This window comes from Microbispora sp. NPDC004025 (assembly GCF_053604425.1).
Map to the genome: position 1 here is coordinate 484,931 of NZ_JBSGHN010000002.1, position 26,312 is coordinate 511,242.

General features: G+C 73.8%; 19 protein-coding genes and 1 riboswitch. Of the genes, 7 read left to right on the forward strand and 12 right to left on the reverse strand.

The annotated features are described in order from the left end of the window. The 6 genes from cutA to ACWEQG_RS06620 form a co-directional block, all read right to left on the reverse strand. The gene (gene cutA, locus ACWEQG_RS06595) at positions 1-2,385 is read right to left on the reverse strand and encodes an aerobic carbon-monoxide dehydrogenase large subunit (RefSeq protein ID WP_452282333.1); all 2,385 of its coding nucleotides are present in this window, start codon (positions 2,383-2,385) and stop codon (positions 1-3) included. Further along, positions 2,382-2,885, reverse strand: a complete 504-nt coding sequence (locus ACWEQG_RS06600; protein ID WP_452282335.1) for a (2Fe-2S)-binding protein — start codon at positions 2,883-2,885, stop codon at positions 2,382-2,384. Before ACWEQG_RS06600 ends, cutA begins: the two co-directional genes overlap by 4 nt. Further along, positions 2,882-3,757: an FAD binding domain-containing protein gene (locus ACWEQG_RS06605; protein WP_452282337.1), complete on the reverse strand. Its 876-nt coding sequence runs from the start codon at positions 3,755-3,757 to the stop codon at positions 2,882-2,884. The genes ACWEQG_RS06600 and ACWEQG_RS06605 overlap by 4 nt, the downstream gene beginning before the upstream one ends. Before the next feature lie 27 nt (positions 3,758-3,784). Beyond that, complete coding sequence (locus ACWEQG_RS06610) at positions 3,785-5,167, reverse strand: uracil-xanthine permease family protein (RefSeq protein WP_452282339.1); 1,383 nt, start codon at positions 5,165-5,167, stop codon at positions 3,785-3,787. Between the two features lie 147 nt (positions 5,168-5,314). After that, positions 5,315-5,542, reverse strand: a complete 228-nt coding sequence (locus ACWEQG_RS06615; RefSeq protein ID WP_310742008.1) for an RNA-binding S4 domain-containing protein — start codon at positions 5,540-5,542, stop codon at positions 5,315-5,317. Positions 5,543-5,718: 176 nt separating this feature from the next. Then, on the reverse strand, positions 5,719-7,296 hold the full coding sequence (locus ACWEQG_RS06620; RefSeq protein WP_363471348.1) for a PucR family transcriptional regulator: 1,578 nt from the start codon (positions 7,294-7,296) through the stop codon (positions 5,719-5,721). Between the two features lie 261 nt (positions 7,297-7,557). On the opposite strand from ACWEQG_RS06620, the gene ACWEQG_RS06625 reads away from it, so the two are divergent. The 4 genes from ACWEQG_RS06625 to ACWEQG_RS06640 all read left to right on the forward strand — a co-directional run bounded on the left by ACWEQG_RS06625 (position 7,558) and on the right by ACWEQG_RS06640 (position 13,634). Beyond that, entirely contained in the window at positions 7,558-8,460 is a 903-nt protein-coding gene (locus ACWEQG_RS06625) for a DUF2877 domain-containing protein (RefSeq protein ID WP_363471344.1), read from the forward strand. Continuing rightward, positions 8,457-9,905, forward strand: a complete 1,449-nt coding sequence (locus ACWEQG_RS06630) for an FdrA family protein (RefSeq protein WP_452282341.1) — start codon at positions 8,457-8,459, stop codon at positions 9,903-9,905. The genes ACWEQG_RS06625 and ACWEQG_RS06630 overlap by 4 nt, the downstream gene beginning before the upstream one ends. Positions 9,906-9,939: 34 nt before the next feature. Continuing rightward, positions 9,940-11,325, forward strand: coding sequence for a DUF1116 domain-containing protein (locus ACWEQG_RS06635; protein WP_452282342.1), 1,386 nt, complete (start codon positions 9,940-9,942; stop codon positions 11,323-11,325). A gap of 197 nt (positions 11,326-11,522) precedes the next feature. Next, positions 11,523-13,634, forward strand: coding sequence for a protein kinase domain-containing protein (locus ACWEQG_RS06640; protein WP_452282344.1), 2,112 nt, complete (start codon positions 11,523-11,525; stop codon positions 13,632-13,634). Positions 13,635-13,647: 13 nt separating this feature from the next. Here the strand turns inward: ACWEQG_RS06640 and ACWEQG_RS06645 are convergent, their stop codons facing one another. The 3 genes from ACWEQG_RS06645 to ACWEQG_RS06655 all read right to left on the reverse strand — a co-directional run bounded on the left by ACWEQG_RS06645 (position 13,648) and on the right by ACWEQG_RS06655 (position 18,515). After that, positions 13,648-15,288 carry a bifunctional 3'-5' exonuclease/DNA polymerase gene (locus ACWEQG_RS06645; protein ID WP_452282346.1) on the reverse strand — a complete coding sequence of 547 codons (1,641 nt, stop codon included), beginning with the start codon at positions 15,286-15,288 and terminating at the stop codon, positions 13,648-13,650. Positions 15,289-15,397: 109 nt separating this feature from the next. Continuing rightward, the gene (locus ACWEQG_RS06650) at positions 15,398-16,897 is read right to left on the reverse strand and encodes a metallophosphoesterase family protein (protein WP_452282348.1); all 1,500 of its coding nucleotides are present in this window, start codon (positions 16,895-16,897) and stop codon (positions 15,398-15,400) included. 19 nt (positions 16,898-16,916) lie between these two features. Beyond that, positions 16,917-18,515 carry an FAD-binding oxidoreductase gene (locus tag ACWEQG_RS06655; protein ID WP_452282350.1) on the reverse strand — a complete coding sequence of 533 codons (1,599 nt, stop codon included), beginning with the start codon at positions 18,513-18,515 and terminating at the stop codon, positions 16,917-16,919. A 57-nt stretch (positions 18,516-18,572) separates the two neighbouring features. On the opposite strand from ACWEQG_RS06655, the gene ACWEQG_RS06660 reads away from it, so the two are divergent. The 3 genes from ACWEQG_RS06660 to ACWEQG_RS06670 all read left to right on the forward strand — a co-directional run bounded on the left by ACWEQG_RS06660 (position 18,573) and on the right by ACWEQG_RS06670 (position 21,647). Further along, on the forward strand, positions 18,573-20,108 hold the full coding sequence (locus tag ACWEQG_RS06660; protein ID WP_452282352.1) for a glycerol-3-phosphate dehydrogenase/oxidase: 1,536 nt from the start codon (positions 18,573-18,575) through the stop codon (positions 20,106-20,108). Positions 20,109-20,310: 202 nt separating this feature from the next. Continuing rightward, positions 20,311-21,216 (forward strand): sucrase ferredoxin, encoded by a 906-nt coding sequence (locus ACWEQG_RS06665; RefSeq protein ID WP_452282354.1) that lies wholly within the window; start codon positions 20,311-20,313, stop codon positions 21,214-21,216. A 116-nt stretch (positions 21,217-21,332) separates the two neighbouring features. Beyond that, positions 21,333-21,647: a WhiB family transcriptional regulator gene (locus tag ACWEQG_RS06670; RefSeq protein WP_076434697.1), complete on the forward strand. Its 315-nt coding sequence runs from the start codon at positions 21,333-21,335 to the stop codon at positions 21,645-21,647. A 338-nt stretch (positions 21,648-21,985) separates the two neighbouring features. Here the strand turns inward: ACWEQG_RS06670 and rsgA are convergent, their stop codons facing one another. The 3 genes from rsgA to ACWEQG_RS06685 form a co-directional block, all read right to left on the reverse strand. After that, on the reverse strand, positions 21,986-23,101 hold the full coding sequence (rsgA, locus tag ACWEQG_RS06675) for a ribosome small subunit-dependent GTPase A (protein ID WP_363471264.1): 1,116 nt from the start codon (positions 23,099-23,101) through the stop codon (positions 21,986-21,988). Positions 23,102-23,386: 285 nt separating this feature from the next. Further along, on the reverse strand, positions 23,387-24,664 hold the full coding sequence (gene glyA / locus ACWEQG_RS06680) for a serine hydroxymethyltransferase (protein WP_452282356.1): 1,278 nt from the start codon (positions 24,662-24,664) through the stop codon (positions 23,387-23,389). A gap of 9 nt (positions 24,665-24,673) precedes the next feature. Continuing rightward, a riboswitch (ZMP/ZTP riboswitch) is annotated at positions 24,674-24,775 on the reverse strand. A gap of 25 nt (positions 24,776-24,800) precedes the next feature. Further along, entirely contained in the window at positions 24,801-26,312 is a 1,512-nt protein-coding gene (locus tag ACWEQG_RS06685) for a serine/threonine-protein kinase (RefSeq protein WP_452282358.1), read from the reverse strand.

Consider the following 26,312-nt stretch of genomic DNA (forward strand, 5'->3'; position numbering starts at 1 on the left):
TCACCGTTCCAGGCGCAGGTGGTGGAGGTCGGAGGGGGAGATGGGCATCCGGTCGATCGCGATGCCCTCGGCGTCCTCGACCGCGGAGGCGATGACGGCGGAGACGGGAATCACCCCGGCCTCCCCCGCGCCCTTGATCCCGAGGGGGTTCAGCGGCGAGGGCGTCTCCAGGTGGGCCGTCTCGATGCGCGGCACCTCCGTGGCGTACGGCATCAGGAAGTCCATGAACGAGGCGTTCAGCAACTGGCCGTGCTCGTCGTAGACCATCTTTTCGTACAGGGCGCCGCCGACGCCCTGGGCGACCCCGCCGTGGATCTGCCCCTCGACGATCATCGGGTTGATCAGCTTTCCGCAGTCGTGGACGACGGCGTACCGCAGGATCCTTATCTCGGCGGTGTCGGGGTCGGTCTCCACGATCGCCGCGTGCATGCCGGCCGCGAAGGTGGATCTCACCGGCGAGTAGTAGTCGCGGCCCTCCAGCCCGGGCTCCTCGCCCTCGGCCACCGGCGGCCGGTCGTCGGAGGCGGGCCCGGCGAACTGCGTGGCCCGCTTGGCCTCCTCGTCGAAGGCGTACCGCAGCGGGTTGGACAGCACGGCGACGGTCGCCAGCGGGATCGACGCCGACGGCACGCCGGCGACGTGGACCGTCCCGTCGGTGATCTCCAGGTCGCGCGGGTCGGCCTCCAGCGCCTCCGCCGCGATCCGCAGCGCCTTCTCCCTGACCTTCCGGCAGGCGAGCGCGATCGCGTTGCCGCTCATCACGGCCGCCCGTGAGGCGAAGGTCCCCACGGCGTAGCCGAAGCGCCGGGTGTCGCCGGTGACCACCGACACCTTCTCGATCGGCACGCCGAGCTCGGTGGCGGCGATCTGCGCGAACACCGTCTCGTGCCCCTGCCCCTGGGAGGTGAGGCCGGTCGAGACGTGCACCCGGCCGTCGGAGGTGATCTGCACGTGCCCGCCCTCGTACGGGCCGACGCCGGTGCCCTCGACGTAGCAGCCGACGCCGATGCCGATCCTGCGCCCCTCGGCGGCCGCGCGGGCCTTCTCCTCGGCGAAGGAGTCCCAGCCGATCAGCTCCTTGAGCATGCGCAGCGCCTCGGGGTAGTCGCCGCTGTCGTAGATCAGCGGGCGCCCGTCCTGGAACGTCAGGCCCTGGTCGTAGGGGAACTCGTCCGGCTGGATGAAGTTGGCCTCGCGGACCTCCGTGCGGTCCCGTCCGAGGTACGCGGCGATCTTGTCCATCGTCCGCTCCATGCAGAACACGCCCTGCGGGCGGCCCGCGCCCCGGTAGGGCGTGACCTGCACGGTGTTGGTGTAGATCGAGGAGAACTCGACCCGGTAGGCCCCCACCTTGTACGGCCCGAGCAACTGGGTCGAGGTGATGATCGGCACGATGATCCCGTACGGCGTGTAGGCGCCGTGGTCGTGCAGGATCTCCACCTCCAGGCCGAGGACGCGCCCGTCGTCGTCGAACCCGACCCGTACGTGCTGGACCTGGCCGCGCTCGTGCGACGACGAGACGAAGTGCTCGCGCCGGTCCTCGGCCCACTTCACCTCGCGGTTCAGCAGCCGGGCCGCCCACGGCACGAGGATCTCCTCGGGCCACGGGTGGACGATCTTGACGCCGAAGCCGCCGCCGACGTCCGGCGCGATGACCTCCACCTTGGGCAGCGGCAGCCCGAGCTTGGCCGCGATCGCCATCCGCACGCTCGTGGAGGTCTGCGTGGAGGAGTAGACGCGCAGCGAGCCGTCGTCGGCGTCCCAGCGGGCGTACACGCCCTTCCCCTCCAGGGGCGTGCACGCGCTGCGCTCGACGTCGAGGCGGAACTCCAGCCGGTGCGGGGCCGCCTCGACCGCCTCCCGGGCCGTCACGCCGCCGTGGCCCGGCACCTCCTGGACGAGGTGCGCGCCGACGTTGCCCGGCACGTCCTCGTGCACGAGGTGGACGCCGCGCACGGCCTCCTCGATGCCCACGACCGGCTTGAGGATCTCGTAGTCGACCCGGATCAGCGCGCAGGCGTCCTCGGCGAGGTAGCGGTCGCGCGCGATGACCATGACGACCGGCTCCCCGACGTGCCGGACGATCTCCCGGGCCAGCGGGTACGCCGTACGACCATGGGTGAGCGCGGGGTGCGGGATCAGCAGCGGCAGCGGCTCGGCCAGCGCGCCCGGCAGGTCCTCCCAGGTGTAGATCGCCACCAGGCCCTCGACGTCGAGGGCGGCGGACACGTCGACGTCGAGGATCCGCGCGTGGGCGTGCGGCGACCTGACGAAGGCGGCGGCCAGCGCGCCCGCGCCGAGGTCGTCGAGGTAGCGGCCCTGACCGGTGATGAGACGGGCGTCCTCACGCCGCCGGACCGGCTCGCCGAACAGCCTGGTCGTCACCGGTCCTCCTCCGTCTGAAGCTCCGCCTGCAGTTCGGCCGCCCGGTGGACCGCCTTGAGGATGTTCTGGTAGCCGGTGCACCGGCACAGGTTGCCCGCCACGGCCTCCAGCGCCTCCTCCTCGGACGGGGCGGGGTTGTCCCGCAGGAAAGCGGTGACCGTGCACAGGAAGCCCGGTGTGCAGAACCCGCACTGCAGGGCGTGGCACTCGGCGAAGGCCCGCTGGACCGGCGACGGCTCGCCGTCGCCGGGGGCCAGGCCCTCCACCGTCGTGATCTCGTGGCCGTCCGCCGTGACGGCGAACGTGAGGCACGACCGCACCGGCTCGCCGTCCAACAGCACCGTGCAGGCGCCGCAGACGCCGTGCTCGCAGCCCACGTGGGTGCCGGTGAGGCCGAGGTCGTGGCGCAGGCAGTCGGACAGCAGCCGCCGTCCGGGCACCTCCGCCTCGCGGACGACCCCGTTGACCGTCAGCGTCACCCGATGGCGCGTCTCGTTCACGCTTCCTCCCCGTGGGCCGCGGCGGCGGCGTCCCGCAGTGCCCGTACGGCGAGCACCCCGGTGAGGTGCCGCCGGTAGTCCGCCGTCGCGTGGATGTCGCCCTCCGGCTCGACGCGGTCCCGTACGGCGGCCGCCGTGGCCTCCCAGCCGGCCGACGCGGCCGGGCGCGCACCGCACGCGGCGGTCACGTCCACGACCACGGGGACGGGGCCCACGCTCACGCAGGCGACGCGGGCGGCGGCGATCCGGAGGTCCTCGTCCAGCGTGACGGCGGCGGCGACCCCGGCCACCGCGTAGTCGCCGTGCCTTCGGGCCACCTCGTGGAAGGCCGTGCCCGACCGGGCGGGCGGCGCCGGGAAGAACGCCGACACGGCCAGCTCCCCCGGCCGCAGCGCCGACTCCATGGGACCGGTGAAGAACTCCGCGGCCGGCACCTCCCGCTCCCCGCCCCGGCTCGCCAGCCGTACGGACCCGCCGAGCAGGGCGAGCACGGCCGGCATCTCGGCGGAGGGGTCGGCGTGCACGAGGCTGCCCACCACCGTGCCGCGGTTGCGGATCACGGGATGGGCGACCAGCCGCAGCGCCTGGCGCAGCAGCGGCAGCGCGGCGGCGGCCTCGGGCGAGCGTTCCACGGCGGCGTGCCGGGCCAGGGCCCCGACGCGTACGCCGCCCGGACCGGCCTCGATCCCGTCCAGGCCGGGCACGCGGTTCACGTCGACGATGTGGGCGGGCGCGGCCAGCCGCATGTTGAGCAGCGGGATCAGGCTCTGGCCGCCCGCCAGCACCTTCCCGTCCGGCCCGGCCTCGGCGAGGACGTCCAGCGCCTCGCCGAGGGTGACCGGGCCGTGGTAGTCGAACGGAGGCGGTTTCACCGCGTGCGCACCCGCGGCGCGGGCCGTTCAGACGGCCGGGTCGCGTTCGAGCCCGATCTCCCCACCCGTGACCTCCTTCGCTCGTCTGCCCGCGATGGCGCGGAGCAGGTGATAGCCGGCGAGCACCACGATCGTCCCGAGCGCGATTCCGGCGAGGGAGAAGTCGCCGGTGATCTGGTGGGTGACCGGGCCGATCGCGAGGATGATCCCCGCGCCGATCGGCACCATGTTCACCGGGTCGGCGAAGTCCACCCGGTTCTCCACCCAGATCTTCGCGCCGAGCAGACCGATCATGCCGTACAGGATGACCGTGACGCCGCCGAGCACGCCGCCGGGCGTGGCGGCGATCAGCGCGCCGAACTTCGGGCACAGGCCGAACAGGATCGCGATGATCGCGGCGATGTAGTAGGCGGCCGTCGAGTAGACCCGCGTGGCCGCCATGACGCCGATGTTCTCGGCGTACGTCGTGGTGGGCGAGCCGCCGACGGCGGTCGCGACCGCGGTGCCGACGCCGTCGGCGATGACGGCCCTGCCCATCTGGGGGTCGACGTCGGCGCCGGTCATCTGGCCCACGGCCTTGACGTGGCCGACGTTCTCCGCGATCAGGGCGATCACGGCGGGCAGCACGACCAGCACGGCCGACGGCTGGAACGACGGGGCGTGGAAGTGCGGCAGCCCGATCCAGTCGGCGTCGGCGACGGCCTGGAAGCTCACCCGGGGGTGCGTGTCGATCTTCCCGGTGCCCGCGTTGTAGGCGGTGATGTTCCCGAAGACCTTGTCGGCGAGCCAGGACAGGACGAACCCGAAGACGAGTCCGAGCAGCACGCCGATCCGGCCGAGGAAACCGCGGAACAACACGACGAACACGAACGTCGCGACCATCGTGATCAACGCGATCCACGGATCCTGCGGCCAGTAGACGTCGGCCACGACGTACGCCAGGCCGAACCCGATCAGCATGACCACCGCGCCGGTCACGACCGGCGGGAAGACGCGGTGGATGATCTGCACGCCGAGCACGTGGATCGCCACACCGCACAGGGCGAGCACCAGGCCGGCGACGAGGATCGCACCGGTCACGACCTGGTCGGCCCCCGGGGTGTCGCCGCCGAACGCGGCCCGCACGGCCACCACGCCGCCGACGAACGACGCCGACGTGCCCAGGTAGCTGGGGATCCGCCCCTGGGTGAACAGCAGGAACAGGATCGTCGCGACGCCCGACATCATCACGGCCGTGTTCGGGTCCAGCCCCATGACGAGGGGGAACACGAAGGTCGCGCCGAACATGGCGATCACGTGCTGGGCGCCGATGCCGACCATGCGCGGCCAGCTCAGCCTCTCGTCGGGTTTGACGACGTCCCCGGGCGCCAGCCCTCTCCCGTCGCCGTGCACTGTCCATCTGAAAGCCATTTACGCCCCTCTTGCTACTGGGCCGTGGGCCGGTCGGCCACCCCGCAGGCGTCCCTCCGCGGCGCTACTGGACCGTTTGGGGCACTTTAGGACTGGCGTGCGCGACAGACATTGGCATGATCTGCCAAAGCGACGGACTCCGGGGCGTCACACCACGCGGATCGTGTACCCGTCTCCGGTGACGACCTGCCCCGCCCGGATTTTGCAGGCTTTGCGCAGTTCCACGCGTCCGTCGACGCGCACCCGGCCCTCGGCGACGAGGTGCTTGGCGGCGCCGCCGCTGTCGGCGATCTGGCAGAACTTGAGAAGATCGCAGAGCGGGATGTGGTCGCCGTCCAGCTCGAAGGTGATGGCAGGGGCCTTGGCATCGTTCACGCCGCCAGCTTAGGCAGTCAGGGAGTGTCCCGCAGATCTCGCCGTAGCGAGGATCGGCCAGGTGGATGCATCGCAAGGCGGAGGAGGAGCCCATAGCGGAGCTATGGGCGACGACGACAACGCAGCGAGGCGCCGCCTGGGCGACCGCAGTAGGCAAGAGATCTAAGGGGCACGACCTAGATACCCCGCATGCGCAGCACGTGCAGGGCGAGAGTGAGGTTGAGCCGCAGGTGGGCGTCCTCGGTGAAGTTGCCCAGCATGCGCTCCAGCTTCCCGATCCGGTAGCGCAGCGTGTTGTAGTGGAAATGCAGCCGGCGCGCGGTCTCGGCGACGTTGAGGTTCGTCTCCAGCAGCGCCTGCAGGGTGCGCCGCAGGTCGGCGTTCTCGGCGTCGTCGTCCCCCGCCAGCGGGCCCAGGGTCTCCCGGACGAAGGCGTGCAGCTCCTCGGTGTCGTTCACCAGCGACAGCAGCCGGTAGACGCCCAGCTCGTCGAAGTGGGCGACCGCGCCCGCACCGTGGAGCTGGCGGCCCACCCTGGCGGCCTTCAGCGCCTGGCCGTACGCGCCGGGCAGGGCGTCCGCGCCGGAGGCGACCCGGCTGAGGCCGGTGGAGAACGTGCCGTCGGAGACGGCGGCGAGCGCGTCCCTGGCCACTCTGGCCGGGTCGGCGGCGGCCCCGACGATCGCCACCACCTCATGGGAGAAACCGGCGACCGCGCCGCGCGGGTCGTGCTTGCGCACCGACGCCTGCCACGCCGCGAGCATGCGGTCCTGAAGCGGCCGTTCCTCGGCGTCGGGGTCGATCTCGGCGACCAGCACGCTCACCGGGCGTTCCAGGTCCCAGCCGAACGCCTGGGCGCGCTCGGCCACGCGCAGCCCGCCCCTGCCGGTGAGCACGTCCCGCAGGAAGTCGGCGCGGTACTTGCTCTCGACGGCGGTGACCGCCTCCTGCTTGGTGATCACCAGCGCGGCGACGGTCGCGGCGCGCTCCAGGATCCCTATGTCGCTGGGAGTCAGCGTGCCGTGGGCGCTGTAGGCCGCGATCCTCCCGTGGTGGTGCCCGCCCGCGACGATCGGGACGGCGGCGTGGTGCCCGTCGCCGCCGGCGGGCGTGGCCGACGGCGTCCGCGCGAGGGCCGCGTTGATCTCCCGCAGCCGGGCCACCTGCGCGGGCTCCCCCGCGGTGGCGAGGAAGTGGCCGGCGGCGTCGGCCGCCCCCACGGCCACCTGCAGCAGCCCGGCCACCTCCGCCGTGACCTCCCGCATCCCGCCCCCCGCGAGCACGATCTGCACGAGCGCCCGATGCGCCTCCTCGGTGCGGGCGAGGATCGCCGCCTGCCGGTTGAGGATGTCGGTGAGCACCTGATTGAGGATGTCGTCGAAGCCGACGTCGTTGGGCAGCAGGATGAGCGGGAAGCCCAGCCGGTCGGCCTGCTCGACCATCTCCCCCGGGAGCTCGTCCAGGTAGCGGCCGAGCTTGATCGCCAGAGCGGCCAGGCCGCGCTCGTCCAGGTCGGCCACGAGCCGGTCGAGCGACTGCGGCGTGTTGCGCAGCGGGTAGCCCGTGGTGAGCAGCAGCTCGTGCGGCTTCACCCAGGCGAGGATGTCGGGCACCTCCATCACGTTGAGGCGCTGCACGATGCGGTCGAGGCCGCCCCGACCGGCGATCAGACGGGCGTCCGCCAGCGTCGAGACTCCGAGCACCTCCCCCACCGACACGCCGTGGAAGATCGTTCCGGTGCTGGCCAGGCGCATCGCGGGCGGGGCCGGGTCGTTGTGCAATGCCGTCTCCGGTCCTGCTCGCCGGACAGTGCTTACTGAACGTGCTGCTGAATCGGGTCGCGACGTCGGTGGGTCATCGGTCGCGCACCGCTCCGGGACGTCCCACGCCGATTGTGCCCGAGCACCGGTCCTGTCAGGAAGAGCCAAGCATTCGGCCGACTGTTGGCATCTTTCTCCGTACGGAGGGGGGAGACCGGGCTTTAGCGTCGGCAACGACTGGCTTCGGGAGGTCCGGTGAGTGTTGGCACGCGCCCGAGAGCGCGGGCGGCGACGCCCGCGTCCCGCCCCCCGGCGGCCCCCGCCTATGTGAGCGGCGCCGCGAGCGTGGCCGTACGGCCCGCGCTCGAGGCGCCCCGCCGCCCGGCCCGGGTGCTCGCGGTCTTTCCCCTCGCGCTCTACCTGGAGATCAGGAGCGAGGCCGAGCCGCACGTCGTCGCCGTGGTGACGGGCGAGGCGACCCGCCTGCCCAACGCCGTGGTGCTCGCCGGGCGCGTCGAAGGGGTGTCGGCGGGCGACGACGCCTGGGTCGGGGAGGGCTCCGTCGACGTCGGCGGCCTGTCGATCCGCGTGCGCCGCTGGTGGGACCCCGCTCCCCCGCTCGCCCCCGCCGACCCCGCACGGCTCGCGGCCGCGCCCGGGCTGCTCGGTCGCGCCCGCGCGGCCTCGCCCCGGCGGCCGGGCCTGGACCCGGGCGGCGCCCCGGCGCTGCTGGAGCGCGGCTGCCTGGCGGGGTCGCTGCTGGACAGCATCACGGCGGCCGAGCGGCTGATCGGCCTCGGCCCGGGGCTGACCCCGAGCGGCGACGACATGCTCGCCGGCCTGCTGGTCGCGCTGCGGCATCTCGGCGCGGCGGCGGGCGTGCCGCGCGCCGTCTGGCTGGCGGACTGGCTGGCCGCCGCGGTCACCTACGACGCCCGCACCCGGACCACGCCCGTCTCGGCCACCCTGCTGCACTGCGCCGCGAGGGGCGAGGCGAGCCCGGAGGTCACCGGGGTGCTGCGCGGCGTGGCCGGGCACCAGCCGCTGGAGCCGGCCGCGCACCGCCTGCTCCGCCTCGGCCACACCTCGGGCGCCGACCTGGCGTGGGGCGTGCAGATCGGCCTGTCCGCCGTCCTCGCTCTCCGGGAGGGCCGTTGAACGACCTGGTCGAGGTGCGTCCCGGGGTCTACCGCGACTCCGTGACGCTGATGCGGGTGAGCCGGGTCCTCACCGGACAGCCCGGAGTGACCGTCGCCGTCGTCGCGATGGCCACCGAGCTCAACACGGCTCTCGCCCGCGATCTCGGCTTCGCGGTGCCGCCCGCGACGCCCGGCGACCTGCTGGTGGCGCTGCGGGCCTCCTCCCCCGAGGAGCTGGAGGACGCCGCCGCCGAACTCGAACGACAGCTCGCCGCACGGGCGCCGGCGAGCGGGACGCGGGACGAGGCGCCGCCGCGCACCACCCGGTCGGCGGCGCGGGCCTTCGAGGCGACGCTGGCGCTGGTAAGCGTGCCGGGGGAGCACGCCTTCGCCGAGGCGCTCGACGCCGTGGAGGCCGGGCTCTCCGTGATGATCTTCAGTGACAACGTGCCGGTGGAGCAGGAGATCCTGCTCAAGGACCGGGCGCGGGCCAGGGGCGTGCTCGTGATGGGGCCCGACTGCGGCACCGCCGTCGTCGGTGGGGCGGGTCTGGGTTTCGCCAACGTCCTGCGCCCGGGACCGGTGGGCGTCGTGGCCGCCTCGGGAACGGGCGCGCAGCAGGTGACGAGCCTGCTCGACCTCGCCGGCGTCGGCGTGTCCCACGTGCTCGGCGTGGGCGGCAGGGACCTGTCCGCCGAGGTGGGCGGGCGCTCGGCCGTACAGGCGCTGCGCGCGCTCGACGAGGACCCGGCGACCGAGCTGATCGTGCTGGTCTCCAAGCCTCCCGCCCCCGAGGTGGCCCGCGCCGTACGGGACCTCGACCTGGCGACGCCGGTCGTCGCCGCGCTGCTCGGGCCGGGGCAGGACGACCTGACCACCGCAGCGGAGAAGGTGCTGCGCGCCCTCGGCCGCGACGTGCCCGAGTGGCCCTCCTGGCCCGCCCCCGTCACCCGGGCGGCTCGCCTTTCCGCACCGCACGGCACGGAAGCTGCCGGCGGCACGGAAACGGCCGGCGACGCGGAAGCCGCCGGCGACGGCGTGGCGGCGCGGCGCGGGCCGCTGCGGGGGCTCTACGCCGGCGGCACGCTGTGCGCGGAGGCCGCCCTGCTCGCGGGTGACGGCGAGTTCACCGACTTCGGCGACGACTCCTACACCCGGGGCCGGGCCCATCCGATGATCGACCCGGCGTTGCGCTTGGAGGCGCTGCGCGGCCTCGCCTCCGGCGTCGTGCTGATGGATGTCGTGCTCGGGCACGGTGCCGATCCCGACCCCTCCTCCTGGCTCGCGCCCGCCGTACGGGAGGCCGTGGCCAGGGGCGTGGACGTGGTCGTGGCCCTCGTCGGCACCGACGGCGACCCGCAGGGGCTGCGCGCCCAGGCCGCCCGGCTCAACGAGGCCGGGGCGGCGGTCTTCACCTCCAACGCCGCGGCCGCCCGGCACGCCCGCCTCCTGGCGGGCGGGTGACGGGCGTGGCCGCGCCGACCAGGATCGGAGCCCGATGACCCTCTCCATGCTGTACGGCGAGCCGCGGGTGGTCACCGTGGGGGCACAGGTGCTGGGCGAGGCGCTGGAGCGGCAGGCCGTGCCTCGCTGTGAGGTCGACTGGCGGCCGCCACTGCCGGGCACCGCCGCCGCCCTCGCCCGGGTGCTCGCCGACCCCCGCCGCGAGGGCGCCAACGCCACCGCCGTCGGCAGGATGCTGGCGGCGCGGCCCATGCTGACCGGCGTGCGCCCGGCACACACGGTCCTGGGCCTGCGGGCCGGGGAGTTCTTCCACGCCGGTCCCCCGATCACCTGGGAGCGTGCCTCCGGGCCGATGCGCGGGGCGCTCACCGGGGCGATGCTGTTCGAGGGCCTGGCCGCCACCCCCGAGGAGGCGGAGGGCCGCCTGGCCTCCGGCGCGGGAATCGGCCTCGACTCCTGTCACCACCACCGCACGGTCGGGCCCATGGCGGGCGTCGTCAGCCCTTCGATGTGGATGCTGGAGGTGACCGACGCCGAGCACGGCGGCACGGCGTACTGCTCGCTGAACGAGGGGCTGGGCAAGGTCCTGCGCTACGGCGCGTACGGCCCCGAGGTCATCGAGCGGCTGCGCTGGATGGGCGAGGTGCTGGGACCGGTGCTGGCGGCGGCGCTGGAGCGCTGCGGCCCGCTCGACTTGCGCACGCTCATCGCCCAGGCGCTGCAGATGGGCGACGAACTGCACAACCGCAACCGCGCGGCGACGTCCCTGCTGGTGCGCGAGATCGCGCCCGCGATCGTGGAGGCCGCTCCGGACCGCGCGGCCGAGGTGCTGCGTTTCATCAATGGAAATGATCATTTCTTCCTGAACGCGGGAATGGCGGCGGCGAAAGTCAGCGCCGACGCGGCCCGCGGGGTGCCCGGATCGAGCCTGGTCGTGGCCATGGCGCGCAATGGAACGGATTTCGGAATACAGGTGTCGGGCCTCGGCGACCGGTGGTTCACCGGCCCGGCCGGGGTGCCCGACGGCCTGTACTTGGGGGGGTACGGCCCGGACGACGCCAATCCCGACATCGGCGACTCCACCATCACCGAGACGGCGGGCCTGGGCGGCTTCGCGATGGCGGCGGCCCCCGCGATCGTCCGGTTCGTCGGCGGCGAGGTGTCCGACGCCGTCGCGGCCACGACCTCGATGTACGAGATCACGATGGCCGAGCACCCGGCGTACCAGATTCCCGGGCTGGGCTTCCGCGGCACGCCGGCCGGCATCGACGTGGCGCTCGTGGCCAGAACCGGTTCGCTACCCGTCGTCAACACCGGAATCGCGGGCCGGATCGCGGGAACCGGGCAGGTGGGAGCGGGTCTGGTCAGCCCGCCGCCCGAGGCCTTCACGGCCGCTCTCGACGCGCTGGCGGATGCGTGAATTCCCTTTGACCGTCATCAGACCGTAATATCGTCGTCAACCTCAGATATCCGATGCAATTCGCACGGTCCGTTCGGGGGATCTTGCGGATCGAGCGTGAATTGGGGACCTTATCTATGACGACGGATCGCCTGCTCGGTATGGTCCCCCCTATGCCAGAGGGTCAGGGACCTGTGGGCCGAGTCCCCTCCGGGGGCGTGCCCGAAGGGCAGGGACGTCTCGTCGGCCGGCGCTACCGGCTGCTGTCCCCGGTGGGCCGCGGCGGCATGGGGATGGTCTGGCACGCCCATGACGTGCTGCTGGACCGGGACGTCGCGGTCAAGGAGCTGCTCCTGCCGTTCGGGCTCGACCAGACCGGCGCGCAGACGGCGCACCGGCGGATGCTGCGCGAGGCGCGCTCGGCCGCCCGGCTCAGCCATCCCGGCATCGTCACCGTCCACGACGTCGTGGAGGAGGACGGGCGGCCGTGGATCGTCATGGAGCTCGTCCGCGCCTGGTCTCTTGAGCAGGCCGTGCGGCAGAGCGGGCCGCTGCCGGTCGTGCAGGCCGCCGAGATCGGCATCCGGGTGCTCGACGCGCTGCGCCACGCCCACGCCGCCGGCATCCTCCACCGGGACGTGAAGCCCGGCAACGTGCTGCTCACCGCCGACCGCGTGGTGCTCACCGACTTCGGCATCGCCGCCATAGAGGGCGACGTCACGATCACGCAGACCGGGCTGCTGATGGGCTCGCCGGCGTACATCCCGCCGGAGCGCCTGCAGGGCCGGCCGATCACGCACGCCGCCGACCTGTGGTCCTTCGGCGCGACGCTGTACGCCGCCGTGGAGGGCCGCCCGCCGTACGAGGGACCGGACGCGGTCGCCGTGCTCGGCGCGGTGCTGACGCAGGAGCCCAACCGGCCTCGCCGGGCGGGGGCGCTGCTGCCGGTCATCGAGGGCCTGCTCCGCAAGAACCCGGCCGACCGCCTTCCGGCCGCGCAGGTCGCGGAGATGCTGGAGCGCGTGCTGCACAGTCACGGCGCCGGGCTGCCGGGGCGTGCCGGGACCCCGTCCTCGGTGCCGACGCCGCAGGACTCCACGCCCGCGGGCCTGCTGCCGCCGCTCGACATCCCCTCGGGGCCGCTGCCCTCGCGCATCATCGAGACGCCCTCGGGGCCGGTCCGCGTGCCGCTCACGGCGGAGAGCCTGCCCGGCGGCGCCGCGCCGCGCCCCGCCGAATCCCACTCCGTGGACGTCCGGCCCGACGAGCCCGCGTACGAGCCTCCGGGCGCGTTCGGGCCCGTGACCGCCTTCGGGCAGGTGCCCTCCCCCGACATGGCCTTCGACCCGCTGTCGTCCCCCTCGGGATCGACGCACGCGCCGGAACGGCCGAAGGAGGCCATGTGGCCGACGCCCACCTCGGGTGACATGCCCGGCGACCTGGGCGCGACCGCGCAGCCTCCGCACCGGCCGGGGCAGTACGGGGCGTCCCCGCAGCCGGCCGCCCCGATGCACGCCGGCGCGATGCGAGCCGGCGCGGCACAGGCAGGCGCGGGACAGGCCGGCGCAGGACAGATCGGCGCAGGACAGGCAGGCGCGGCACAGGCAGGCGGCTCCGAACCTGCCGCGGAGGTCACGGGCCCGCACCGGCCTCAGGTCGGCCGCAGGCGCAAGGAGCGGGCCGACGAGGTCACCGGCTCCGACGGCCGGTCGAAGCTCCTCCTGGTCGTGGCCGGCGCGGCCGTGGTCGCGGTGATCGTCGCGATCGTGCTCGTGCTGCTGCCGAGCGGTCCGGACGACGAGACCGCGGTCGCCCGGCCGGACGCCACGACGGCGGCGGCGACCTCCTCGGCCCGCACGAGCGACGCGCCGTCCGAGCGCCCGCTGTCGGCCGTACGCGTGCCCGATGGCTACCGCCAGGTGACCGAGGGCGGCGTGTCGCTGGCGGTGCCGGAGGAGTGGTCCGCCGCGGTCGAGGACGGGGCCGTCAGGCTCACGGGCCCGAAGGACAGCGGGCAGAGCATCACGATCAAGAGGATCCCGGACGGCGGCCTCACGGCGCTGCGGGCCGCCGAGCAGAACCTCGACATCAAGGACTTCACCGACTACACGCAGATCCAGCTGCGCCAGGTGGACTACCGCTACCCCGCGGCCGAGTGGGAGTACACCTACACCAACACCAGCGAGGTCACCGTCCACGCGGTGATCCGGTATCTGGAGACGACCGGCGGGCGCGCCTACGCGATCATGTTCGCCTCGCCCGACTTCGACTGGAACGAGTCCGCCGCACCGGTGCGGCAGGCCCTCTGGAGCACCTTCCGCCCCGCGTGACCCGGGGCAGGGGTCACTTCGCGTCGGCGTAGCAGCTGACGGCCACCGCCTCCATCGGGAAGCGGACCGTGGTGTCGCCGAAGAGCAGCCGGGTCGCCTCCTCCGCCGCCTGCCCGACGGCCGCGCGGACCTCGCCGGCCAGGCCGAGCGGGCAGTGCACCATCACCTCGTCGTGCTGGAAGAACACCAGCCTCGCCGCGCCGGGCAGGAGCCCCCGCAGCACCGCGAGAAGCGTCAGCGCCCACTCGGCCGCCGTGGCCTGCACGACGAAGTTGCGGGTGAACCTCCCCCGGTCCCTGGCCGCCCGGGCGCCCTCGGGACCGGCCACCAGGCGCCGCCACCGCTCCGACGGAGGCGGGCAGGTGCGGCCCAGCCAGGAGCGCACCAGCCGCCCCTCCTCCCCGGCGCGGGCCGCGTCCTCCACGAACGCGTACGCCTTGGGGAACCGCTGCCGCATGACGGCCAGCAGCTTGGAGGCGTCGCCGCTGGTCCCGCCGTACATGGCGGACAACATCGCGATCTTGGCCGACTCGCGGACCCCGCCGAACGCCTGGGCCAGCGCGGCGTACAGGTCGATCTCCCCGGCGGCCCGCGCGAGCCCCCGGTCGCCGGACAGCGCGGCCAGCACCCGGGGTTCGAGTTGCGCGGCGTCGGCCACCACGAGCGTCCAGCCGTCGTCGGCCACCACGACCCTGCGCATCACCTTGGGGATCTGCAGCGCCCCGCCGCCGCTGGTGGCCCACCTGCCGCTCACCACCCCGCCCACGACGTACTCGGGGCGGAAGCGGTGGCCGCTGACCCACTGCGCGGCCCAGGTCCAGCCGTGGAAACTGTGCAGGCGTGCCAGTTCCTTGTACGCCAGCAACGGCGCGACGGCCGGGTGGTCGACCGTCTTCAGCACATGGGAGCGGGTGGACGGGATCTCGATCCCCGCGGTCTTGAACGCCCGGACGATCTGCTGCGGGGAGTCGGGGTTGACGAGGTGGCCGAAGGCGGCAGACACCTCGTCGGCCAGCGCCTGGAGCTTCGCGGGCCGCATGCCGTGGGCGGGGCGGGGCCCGAGCAGGTCGGTCAGCAGCGCGTCGTGGACGTCCTCACGCCACGGCATGCCGTCGTGGGCCATCTCCGCGGCCACCAGCGCGCCGGCCGACTCGGCGGCGACGAGCAGGCGGAACCGCCCCGGATCGGGCGTACGCGCGATGCGGCGGCGCTGGTCCTCGAACACCTCGGCGACCATGTCGGCCTCGGGGACGTCGTGGCCGGGCGGCGCGGGCTCGAACAGGCTCGCCTGCGTGCCGCCCGCCTGATGCCCCTCCGCGGCCTCGTGGGGGTCGTCGGGCACCGGGAGGCCGCGCAGGCGCGCGTAGGCCGCAGGGACCTGCCTGGGCTCCCCGTAACGGCCGTCGGCCGCCAGCAGCAGTCCCTCGGTCAGCGCGACGTCGTGGCAGCGCGACAGCCGTACGCCGGCGGACAGGAGCACCGGGTAGACGCGGCGGGAGTCGGCCCACACCCAGCGGGGCCGCGCCTCGGCCTCCATCGACCGCACGGCCGCCGCGAGATCGGGCACCCGGCTCGCGTGCCCCCCGTGCCCGTTCTCTCCGAGGGGCCGGATGGTCCCGCCTCCCTCGGCGTCGGCCGCGACCACAACGTGCACTCCACCAGCGTGCCAGGCGCCACCGACAGTTCGCCCGCCGGTCGGCCCCGCCGCTCGCAGTCCGCCGGCCCAGTCCGCAGTCCGCGGTCCGCGAGGACGCCGTACGCGGTCAGAGCGGGATCTCGACCTCGTCCTCCAGCGGGGGCTCCTCCTCCTGCGGGAGGCAGCCCGTGGCGGCGAAGCAGCGCAGCCGGAGCGTGTCCCCGGTGACCGACAGGTGGAGGAAGCTCTTGAAGAAGGGCGGGGTGTCCCAGTCGGACAGTTCGGAGATGTAGCGATGGAAGACCCGGCCCACCGGCAGGCGGAACGGCATCGGCCAGCCGCCGAGCAGCCGGGCCGCCCATCTCACCCGCGCGCCGGTCGGCGCTCCCGGCGTGGGCCGGGGCGGGGCGTTGCCGATCCGCCGCGACATCAGGGCCAGCCCCTCCTCCGGGGTGATGTACAGCCCGCGCAGCCGCAGCCTTCTGCTGTAGAGCAGGCTGTAGAACGACAGCGAGTCGCCGCGCAGCGGATAGCACTTGAAGTCGTCCTCGTGGACGCCGCCTGCGTCCACCCGGGGGATGGTGTGGGTCGCGTGCATGAACGCCCCGCCGCCCCCGGACACGACGTACTGGATGAGCCGGCCCTCCGCCCGGACCGGGTAGCGCTGGTAGTTGTGCACGTCGCCGCCGATGGCCGCGACGTAGTTGTGGGCCGGGTCGCGGACCACGTCGTCCACCGTGCCGCCGCCCTCGATGGGACACGGGTGGTAGGCGTTGTTGACGTAGATCGGCTTACCGGTGAGCAGGATCTTCGGGCGGGGGTCGGCGGAGACCCGGCGCAGCCACTCGCCCTGCTCGCGGTCGAGCGTGCCCTTGATGCCGGTGTCGATGCCCACGAGCAGCAGGCGGCCGGTGTCGAGCACCCAGTACGGCCCCGGCAGCGCCGGACCGGGCTCGGGCCGCATCGTCCTGGCCTCCGCGAGGGCGTCCTCGTCGATCGTCTCGGGTTTCTTCCACAGCAGCCCGCGCAGCCCGCCGGGCGACAACCGGAATCCCCGGTTCTCGGCGGACAGGGGGCGGGCGTCGCAGAAGACCCGCATGAAGCCGCCCAGCCCGTCGTACCAGTCGTGGTTGCCGGGCACGGCGAAGATCGGGGCCCGGTAGTCCTTGTAGGGCCGGAAGAACTTGTCGCGGTACTCGTTGCCGGAGCCGGTCGGGTAGATCACGTCGCTCGCGATGACGGCGAACGCGGTGCCCTCGCCGAGCTTGAGCAGCCCGGGCACCACCGCGTACTGCGAGGCGTCGCCCTCCCCGGTGTCGCCGAGCACGAGGAACGAGAACTCCTCGCCCGGGTCGAGGCGCACCCGGAAGTCCTCGTCGACGCCGCGCTCGCGCTGCGAGGCCACCCAGCGGCGGCGCACCTGCGGCGAGGGGTCGCCGAACAGCTGGGCGAGGACCTCGTTGCGCGAGCGCCACAGCGTCGCGGGGTTCAGCCAGCTGAAGGAGTTCCGGTCGGGGCGCAGCGCGTCGAAGGAGCCGATCTCCTGACAGTCCCAGCCCGCTCCGGCCTGCGACACCCGTGACGAGACCTGCTTCCCCCGCGCGGCGGCCGCGCCCACATCGACCATGGAAACAATCTTGGCGTCTCTAGGGGATCAGCACACCCGGGTTGAGGATCCCGGCGGGGTCGAGCCGTTCCTTGATCCCTCGCAGGATCTCGCCGCCCAGGTCGCCGATCTCCGCGGCGTACGCCTCGCGGTGGTCGCGGCCGACGCCGTGGTGGTGGGAGATCGTGCCGCCCGCCCCCACGATCGCCTCGTTCGCGGCGCGCTTGGCCGCCGCCCACTGCGCGAGCGGGTCGGCGGTCTGGGCGGTCACCACGGTGAAGTACAGCGAGGCCCCCGTGGCGTAGACGTGGGAGATGTGGCACATGACCAGGGGCGAGCCCAGGGCGCCGTGCAGGGCGAGCCGTACGGCGTCGTAGAGGCGCGGCAGGTTCGACCAGAAGCCGGCGGTCTCCAGCGTCTCCACGGTCGCCCCGGCGGCCAGCAGGGAGTCACGCAGATAGGGCGCGGAGAACCGGCCCTGCGCCCACTTCTCCCCCGGCTCCGGCCCCAGGTGGACGCCGCCCGCCTCGACCAGCACGGCGGCGGCGCGGTCCCGCCGGTGGGCCACGTCGCCCGGGGCGCCCTCGAAGCCCGCCACCAGCAGGCAACCGGAGTCGCGGCCGGCCGCGCCGAGATCGGCGGGCTTGGCCAGCCCGACCATGGTCTCGGTCTCGTCCGACAGCCGCAGCACGGTGGGGGGCGGGCCGTCCTGCGCGAGCCGCCGCACGGCCGCCGTCCCCGCCGCGAAGCTCTCGAACCGCCAGCCCTCGTACGCCCTGACGGCCGGGGTGCGGTGCACCCGCAGCCGTAGCGAGGTGATCACCCCGAAGGCGCCTTCGGAGCCCAGGAACACCTGGCGCAGGTCGGGCCCGGCGGCCGACCTGGGCGCGCGGCCGATCTCCAGCGTGCCCCGGGGCGTCGCGACGGTCAGACCGGCGACCATGTCGTCGAACCTGCCGTACCCGGCCGAGGCCTGCCCGCTGGACCTGGCCGCCGCGAACCCGCCGAGCGTCGCGTACTCGTACGACTGGGGGAAGTGCCCGAGCGTCAGCCCGTGCCCCGCGAGCAGTTGCTCGGCCTGCGGCGCGCGCAGGCCCGGCTCCAGCTCCGCGACCATGGACACGGGGTCGACGGAGACGAGCCGGTCGAGCCGGGCCAGGTCGAGCGCGACCACGCCCGCGAAGCCCTGCCGGGACGCCACGAGCCCGCCGACCACCGAGGTGCCGCCGCCGAACGGCACCACGGCCACCCGGTGCTCCGCGCACACGCGCAGCACGGCGGCCACCTCGTCGTGGGAGCCGGGAAGCACGACGGCGTCGGGCGCGTCCGAGGCGTCCCCCGCGCGCATGAGCAGCAGGTCGGGGGTGGACTTGCCCCGGGTGTGGCGGATGCGGGCGTCGTCGTCGGCCCGCACGTGCTCGTCCCCCACCACCGTGGCCAGCGCGGCCAGGACGGGCGGCGGCAGCGCCACGGCCGGCAGCCGCACCTCGCCGAACGTCGCCGCCGGCACGGCGGGCGCCCGGACGCCGAGAAGCTCCGCGAGCAGGTCACGCACCGGTGCGGGGAGCTCGGCGGCCTTGGCGGGATCGCCCCAGCCCGACCAGAGCATGGGTTCCGCCGAGGTGAGAGGGGTTTCCATGTCCGTGACGCCTCCAGGTAGGTTACTAAAGAGTAATCCCCAAGTAGTGGAGAGGACATGAACTCCTCACTCAACGCCGCCCGGCGCCTCTGGGAGCTCGGTGAGGCGCGCACCGACGTCGTCGACGTGCTCGTGGTCGGTCTGGGGGCGACGGGGGCCGGAGCGGCGCTCGACGCCGCCTCACGCGGGCTGTCGGTGGCCGCCGTGGACGCCCACGACCTGGCGTTCGGCACCTCCCGGTGGAGCTCGAAGCTCATCCACGGCGGGCTGCGCTACCTCGCGAGCGGGCAGGTCGGCGTGGCCTGGGAGAGCGCGGTGGAGCGCGACGCCCTGCTGCGCTTCACCGCGCCCCATCTGGTCTCCGCCCACCCCTACCTGCTGCCGCTGACGCCGGCCGTCCCCCGGCCCACGGCCACGACCGTCATGGCGGGCTACCGCCTGGGCGACGCGCTGCGGGCCGCCGCGGGCACGCCGCGCCGGCTGCTGCCGGGCCCCTCCCGGATCGGGGCGGAGCGGGCCCTCACGCTCGCCCCGGCCCTGCGCGCGGACGGCCTGCGCGGGGCGCTGCTGTCGTGGGACGGCCGGGTGGTGGACGACGCCCGCCTGGTCGTCGCGCTGGCGCGGACGGCCGCCGCCCACGGCGCGCGGATCCTCACCCGCTGCCGGGCGCTGACGCTGGCGGGGGACGGCGCCCGGGTGCGTGACGAGCTGACCGGCGAGGAGTTCGACATCCGCGCCCGCGCGGTGATCAACGCGACCGGCGTGTGGGCCGGCGGGCTGACGCCGTCGGTGGCGCTGCGCCCCTCGCGGGGCACGCACCTCGTGCTGCGCCCCGGGGCGCTCGGCGCGTTGCGCGCGGGGCTGCACGTGCCGATCCCCGGCGAGCGCACCCGCTTCGCGCTGGTGCTCCCCCAGGCCGACGGCCGCGTCTACGCCGGGCTGACCGACGAACCGCTGGACGGCCCGATCCCCGACGTCCCCGAGGCGCCCGAGAGCGACGTCGCGTTCCTGCTCGAGGTCCTCGGGACCGCGCTGGACCGGCCGCTGTCCCGCGCGGACGTCGCCGCCGCCTTCGCCGGGCTGCGGCCCCTGGTCGACACAGCCGACACGGCCGACACGACCGACACGGCCGGGGCGCCGGACTCCGCCGGCGGGCCGACGGCCGACCTCTCGCGCCGCCACGCCGTGCTGCGCTCGCCGGACGGCGTCGTGACGGTCGTGGGCGGGAAGCTCACCACCTATCGGCGGATGGCCGAGGACGCCGTCGACGCCGCGTGCCCGCACGCGCGTGCGAGCCGTACGGCGCGGCTGCCCCTCGTCGGGGCCGGACCGGTACGGCCGGGCGCGCCCGGGCGGCTGGCCCGCAAATACGGCTCGGAGGCCTGGGCGCTGCGCGAGCTGATGCGGGAGGACCCGGCGTTGGCCGAGCCGGTGGCGCTGGGGGTCACCCGGGCCGAGCTGGTGTGGGGCGTGCGCCACGAGGGCGCCCTGGACGCCGCCGACCTGCTGGACCGGCGGACGAGGATCGGCCTGGTCCCCGAGGACCGGGCGGCGGCCCTCCCCGCCGCCGAAGCCGCGCTGGCCTACTCCTGACCGGCGCTCACCCCCGGCGTCGCCTACGCTTGATCACGGCTCGCCCCCCGTCGTGGCCGTCGACGCGTACTGCGGCGCATGCAACGCCAGTATCCGAGAATTTACGAATTTAACGTTGATTTACGCCCCTACTCCCGCGACTTCCGGCCCCAGTGGCTAAGGTTAGTCTTACCTAAGGAACGCGAGTGAAGGACGGGACCGGATGGCCAACGGGTGCGAGCACCCCGCCGCCTGCCACTCAGGGGAGGCGCCGATCCTGGCGAGCGCGACCAGGAAGGGCCGGTTCTGGCTGCTCATCGAGCACACGGGCCCCTGGGCGGCGGAGCTGGAGGAGTGCCGGCTGCCCGAAGACGTCCACCGGCTGGTCTCCCGCGCCAGGGCACTGGACATCCGGCCGCAGCTGATCCGCCGGCCCGGCCGCCGCGAGCCCCTCACGGGCCCCCTGCACGTCTACGTCGCCGCCGCCGCGGTGGACCACCCATGGCTCGCGGAGGGCTTCCTGGAGCGCCCCGACGATCTTGACCTGGGCGCACTCGTGCACGGAGTGGTTCCGGAGTCCTGCATACTGGTGAACGAGCCGATGTACCTGGTCTGCACGCACGGCAGGCACAACGCGTGCTGTGCGCGTCTCGGACTCCCGCTGGCCCGGTTCCTGGACGAGAACCTGCCCGGCGAAGTGTGGGAAACCACACATGTCGGCGGCGATCGATACGCCGCCAACCTCGTATGCTTGCCACACGGGCTTTACTACGGCAGCATGTCTCAGGCTGCTGCGATCGCGGCGGCAAACGCGTACCGGCACGGCGAGGTCGTCCTCGACCGTTTCCGGGGACGCGCGGGTATCCCTGAGCCACTGCAGGCCGCCGAGCACTTCGTCCGGGCGCACACCGGCGAGATCTCGGTCGGCGGGGTGGCCGTGGAATCCTCCCGGTCGGTTGACGACACCACGATCTGCGTCGTGCGGTGCACGACGGAGCGTGGGACGTCGCGATTCCGAGTCGTGGTCGAACCCGCGGTGTTCACGGCACCGTGCGGGATGACTTGCGCCGACGGAATCCCGACCTACAGGTTGGCCGGGCTGAGCGAGCTCACGCCGGTATTGACCTGAGGGCTCCTGCCCGGAGCCGGGAACACCACGGCCTATCCCGGCGTTGGCACAAGGGACGCCACAAGCGTCCAAAGCGGCACGAACACTGAAATACCTCTCACCAAAGGTGGTTTCTCATGTCTCAGGTACGTCGGCAGCTCGCCCGCCCGCGCCCCAGCTGGGGTTGGCAGGATGATGCCGCGTGCCGGGGAGAGGACCTGGTGCTGTTCTTCGGTCCTGACGGTGAGCGTCAGCCCGAGCGCGACATCCGGGAGCGCAAGGCCAAGGCCATCTGCGCTCAGTGTCCTGTGCGAGCGGAGTGCCTCGACTACGCGCTCTCCCGGCCGGAGAAGTACGGCACGTGGGGCGGCCTCAACGAGGACGAGCGCGCGTCCGAGCGTCGCCGCCGTATGCGCCGCGCCGCGAGCGCCGGCATCAGCGCAGTCGCCTGAGCGTTTCCCCCTTCCCCGACACGCGTCACCGCTGGGCGCCCCGCGTCCCGTCCCCCCGAAATGGGAGGACGGCGCACCCGGGGCGCCCTTCGCGTGTCCACCGTCCCGCCGCGTCCCGCCGCGTCCCCGTGCGGCCGGTGGTCACGGCACGCCTCGGTGAGCCGCCGCCCGCGCATGGACGGCGCGAGCGGCGCCGGGTCCCGCGGGTCCGTGCCCCGCGCGACCCGGCGAGCAGCGCCCCCGCCAGGGCACGGTCCGCGTACGGTGGCCGTGCCCGCGTCGTCCTCACGCCCGGGTCATACCCGCGGCCGGGGCGGAAGGCACCCCGAGCCGCCGTCCTACGGGCGGCTCATGCCCCGCATCTGCTTGTGGATGACCTTCCACTTGCGGGTCTCCTCGGCGCGCAGCCGGGCGTCGGTCCGGCGGGCCATCCAGGCGGCCTCGCGCTGCAGCCTGTTCCAGCTCTCCAGCCGCCGCTCGGGCAGCTCGCCCGACTCCACCGCGGCCAGCACGGCGCAGCCCGGCTCCTCATGGTGCCGGCAGTCGGAGAAGCGGCAGCTCTCGGCCAGTTCCTCGATGTCGGCGAAGACCAGGCCGACGCCCTCGCTCATCTCGTACAGTCCGACCCGGCGGATGCCGGGGGTGTCGATGACGAGCCCGCCGCCGGGCAGCGGGATGAGCTGCCGGTGCACGGTCGTGTGCCTGCCCCGCCCGTCGGCGGCCCTGACCTGCTGGGTCTCCATGACCTCCGCGCCGGCGAGTGCGTTGACGAGCGTCGACTTGCCCGCGCCCGACGGGCCGAGGATCACGGCGGTCCCGGCGGCGCCGAGGTGGGCACGCACCAGCTCCACCCCGTCACCGGTGAGCGAGCAGACCGGGTGGACGTCGACGCCCGGCGCCGCCGCCTCGACGTCGGCGAGGAGATCGCCGAGTCCCTGTTCGAAGAGATCGGCCTTGGTGACGAGCACGACCGGACGGGCGCCGCTCTCCCAGGCGAGCGCCACGAGACGCTCGATCCTGCCGAGATCGGCGAAGTCCGTGGCGTGCATGGACGGCTCGGCCACGAAGACCACGTCGACGTTGGCGGCCAGGACCTGCCCCTGGCCGTCGCCCGACAGCCCGCCGCGCGAGTCGCGGCTCACCCCGCCCCGGACGAAGGCCGTACGGCGGGGCAGCACCTCGGCGAGTTCGTAGTGGCCCCCGTGGGACGAGGACAGGTCGAGCCGGTTGAGCGCGACCCAGTCCCCCACGCACGGAAGCGCGAGCGGGTCGGCCGCCGCGGCCCTGCGGACGCGGGCGCCGAACCGCGCCTGATGGGTTCCGTCGGCGGCGATGACCTCGGCGGCGCCCCGGTCTACCCGCGCCACACGCGCGGGGACGGCGCCACCGGGCAGGTCGGGGAGCTGCTCCGCGAGCCCCTCGTGCCAGCCGAGAAGAGAAAGATCGTTGAACACTGCTGGTGAACACCCTTCGGAAACCGGGTGTCCCAGCGAGAGGAGACTAGGCGGGCACCCGGGAGTTGACGGACGGCATGGTCGTCAGAAAGACCCGCATAGTCCTCACCTCCCTGGTGCCGGCCGCGCGAATCGCGGCGATGGACGAACAGTAGCAGCCCCGCGGCCGCTCCCCGCAAGCGGATTAATCCGCGTCGTCACGCCACAGGCGATTCGGCCGACCCCCCGGTACGCGAACGGCTCCCCGCCGCCTTCGCGGGGAGCCGTCGCGGCCGATCCGGGTGATCAGGACAGGCCGGGCGCGGGGAACCGGCTCGTCAGCTCGGTGACCTCGCCGTGCACCCGCGCGATCACGTCCTCCGCGTCGCCCTTGGCCACGGCGGTGACGACCTCGTCCATCCACGCGGCGATCTGGCGCATCTCGGCCTCGCCCATCCCCCGGGACGTGACCGACGGCGTGCCGATGCGGATGCCCGACGGGTCGAACGGCTTGCGCGGGTCGAAGGGCACGGTGTTGTAGTTGGTCTCCAGGCCCGCCCGGTCGAGCGCCTGCGCGGCCGGCTTGCCCCCGACGCCCTTGGACGTGAGGTCCATCAGGATCAGGTGGTTGTCGGTGCCGCCGGAGACGAGGTCGAAGCCGCGGGCGAGCAGCTCGTCGGCGAGCGCCTTCGCGTTCTTCACGATCTGCGCGGCGTACGTCCTGAACTCCGGCTGGGCGGCCTCGCGCAGGGCCACGGCGATGGCGGCGGTGGTGTGGTTGTGCGGGCCGCCCTGCAGGCCGGGGAACACGGCCTTGTCGAGCGCCTTGCCGATCTCCTCGGAGCTCGACATGAGCATCGCGCCGCGCGGGCCGCGCAGGGTCTTGTGGGTGGTCGTGGAGATCACGTCCGCGTGCCCGACCGGAGAGGGGTGGGCGCCCCCGGCGACCAGGCCCGCGATGTGGGCGATGTCGGCCGCCAGCACCGCGCCGACCTCCTTGGCGATCTCCGCGAAGGCCGGGAAGTCGATGGTGCGCGGGATCGCGGTGCCACCGCAGAAGATCAGCTTGGGCCGGTGCTCGAGCGCCAGCGCGCGCACCTCGTCCATGTCGATGCGGCCGGTGTCGCGGCGCACGCCGTACTTGACGGAGTTGAACCACTTGCCGGTGGCGGACACCGACCAGCCGTGGGTGAGGTGGCCGCCGAACGGCAGGCCCATGCCGAGCACGGTGTCGCCCGGGCTCAGGAACGCCAGGTAGACGGCGAGGTTGGCGGGCGAGCCCGAGTAGGGCTGCACGTTGGCGTGGCTCACGCCGAAGACCGACTTGGCCCGCTCGATCGCCAGCGTCTCGATCTTGTCGATGACCTGCTGGCCCTCGTAGTAGCGCTTGCCCGGGTAACCCTCGGAGTATTTGTTGGTGAGGACGGTCCCGGTCGCCTCCAGGACGGCCCTGGACACGTAGTTCTCGGACGCGATCAGCTTGACGGTGTCGGCCTGCCGCCGCTCCTCCGCCTTGATCAGCTCGGCGATCTCGGGATCGACGACGTTCAGCGAGTTCTCAGCCATGGCGCTTTCCTTCTCCACGTCGACGGCGGCGGCGACCCAGGCGCACGGCCTCCGCGAATTCGCTCCCCGGTGGTGCCCCACCTAGCGACGCGCCACAGGAGCACGTCAGCGCCAGTCGCGACCTTCCCCACTTTATCGGAGCGGGACGACCCCCTCACTCCGACGAGACGGGCACGTCGGCGAGGAGCCCGAACCCCGGGACGTCGAGGCCGACCGTCTCCAGGTCCTCGGGAACGCCCGTGTACGTGGCGTAGAGGGGCACCACGTCGCCCGGCTGCAGCCAGTGGGCCGGGAGCGTGCTGCACAGGCAGCCGCCGTCCTTGCGCGCCGGCGTGAACTTGGAACCGCTGGGCGGATCGACGAGGGCGGCGCCCGACACCTGGTCGCCGAACAGGTCCTTCGGCCACCACTGGTTCCCGTCCTTCAGCGTGACCGTCAGCTGCACGCTCACCGAGCTCCCCCGCCGCCGGACCGCGTCGACGGTCAGGTGGAGCGAGGAACCGTTGAACGTGGCGTCCCGGGCCGTCAGCGGGCCCTTGGGCTCCGTCCCCCCGCCGCCGAAGGGGCGCCACGCCAGGAGCAGGATCGCGGCCGCCACCGCGAGCGCCCCGCAGACCGCCGCCACCGGCGCCCAGCGGCGGCCGCCCCGCCTGCCGGTACCGGCTTCCGCGCCTGCTTCCATGCCGGCACCCGCGCCTGCTTCCGTGCCGGCTTCCGCGCCTGCTCCCGTGCCGGCGTGCGCGCCGCCCGCCTTCGCGCCGTCCCGCGCGGCGCCCGCGCGGCGGGTCGTCTCGGCGGGAGCCGCCCAGATGTCGCTGACGATCCTCGTGGCGGCCTCGACCGCCACCTCCTCCCGGCCGAGCAGCCGGTCGAGGAGCCGCTGGGCGCTCGGCCGCCGGCCGGGGTCCTTGTCCAGCGCCTGTTCGACCAGGGGCCGCAGGCGCTCGTCGAGCCCCGTCAGGTACGGCACGTGGTGCGCGACCCGGTAGAGGACCTCGGGCGCGGCGCCGCCGCCGAACGGCGGCCTGCCGGTCGCGGCGTACGCCATCACGCAGCCCCAGGCGAAGACGTCGGCCGCGGAGGTCACCGGCTCCCCGCGCGCCTGCTCCGGGGACATGTAACTGGGCGTCCCGATCACGGTCCCGGTCCGCTCGGCGAGCGTGTCGGCGAGCTGGGCCACGCCGAAGTCGATGACCCGGGGGCCGAGGGGCGACAGCAGGATGTTGGACGGCTTGAGGTCGCGGTGCACGATCCCCGCCCCGTGGATGGCGGCGAGGGCGGTCGCGACGCCGACGGCGAGCGCGTCGAGGTTGGAACCGGACAGCGGGCCCTGCGCGTCGATGACCGACGACAGGTCGGGGCCGTCGACGTACTCGGTGACGAGGTAGTGCCGGTCGCCGTCCAGCCCGGCATCGAGGAGCGGCGCGGTGCAGAACCTGGCGACCCGCTGGGCGGCCTCCGCCTCCTTGCGGAACCGGGCCCGGAACTCCTCCTGGGCGGCCAGCTCCGGCCGCATGACCTTGAGCGCCACCTGGCGGCCCCGCGGGTCCCTGGCGAGATAGACGATGCCCATGCCGCCCTCCCCCAGGCGGCGTACGGGGACGTAGGGGCCGATCGTGCGCCGGTGGGTCGCGGTGGGGTCGCCGGCGGAAGGCTGCGCGTCCAT

What these genes read in the sequence shown, in the direction of transcription:
- ACWEQG_RS06620 (WP_363471348.1), bottom strand. Translation starts at nt 7,296, where the DNA reads ATGCGCCTGGCCAGCACCGGAACGATCTTCCACGGCGTGTCGGTGGGG.
- ACWEQG_RS06655 (WP_452282350.1), bottom strand. Translation starts at nt 18,515, where the DNA reads ATGGAAACCCCTCTCACCTCGGCGGAACCCATGCTCTGGTCGGGCTGG.
- ACWEQG_RS06670 (WP_076434697.1), top strand. Translation starts at nt 21,333, where the DNA reads ATGTCTCAGGTACGTCGGCAGCTCGCCCGCCCGCGCCCCAGCTGGGGT.
- ACWEQG_RS06665 (WP_452282354.1), top strand. Translation starts at nt 20,311, where the DNA reads ATGGCCAACGGGTGCGAGCACCCCGCCGCCTGCCACTCAGGGGAGGCG.
- ACWEQG_RS06635 (WP_452282342.1), top strand. Translation starts at nt 9,940, where the DNA reads ATGACCCTCTCCATGCTGTACGGCGAGCCGCGGGTGGTCACCGTGGGG.
- ACWEQG_RS06610 (WP_452282339.1), bottom strand. Translation starts at nt 5,167, where the DNA reads ATGGCTTTCAGATGGACAGTGCACGGCGACGGGAGAGGGCTGGCGCCC.
- ACWEQG_RS06650 (WP_452282348.1), bottom strand. Translation starts at nt 16,897, where the DNA reads ATGGTCGATGTGGGCGCGGCCGCCGCGCGGGGGAAGCAGGTCTCGTCA.
- ACWEQG_RS06660 (WP_452282352.1), top strand. Translation starts at nt 18,573, where the DNA reads ATGAACTCCTCACTCAACGCCGCCCGGCGCCTCTGGGAGCTCGGTGAG.
- ACWEQG_RS06685 (WP_452282358.1), bottom strand. Translation starts at nt 26,312, where the DNA reads ATGGACGCGCAGCCTTCCGCCGGCGACCCCACCGCGACCCACCGGCGC.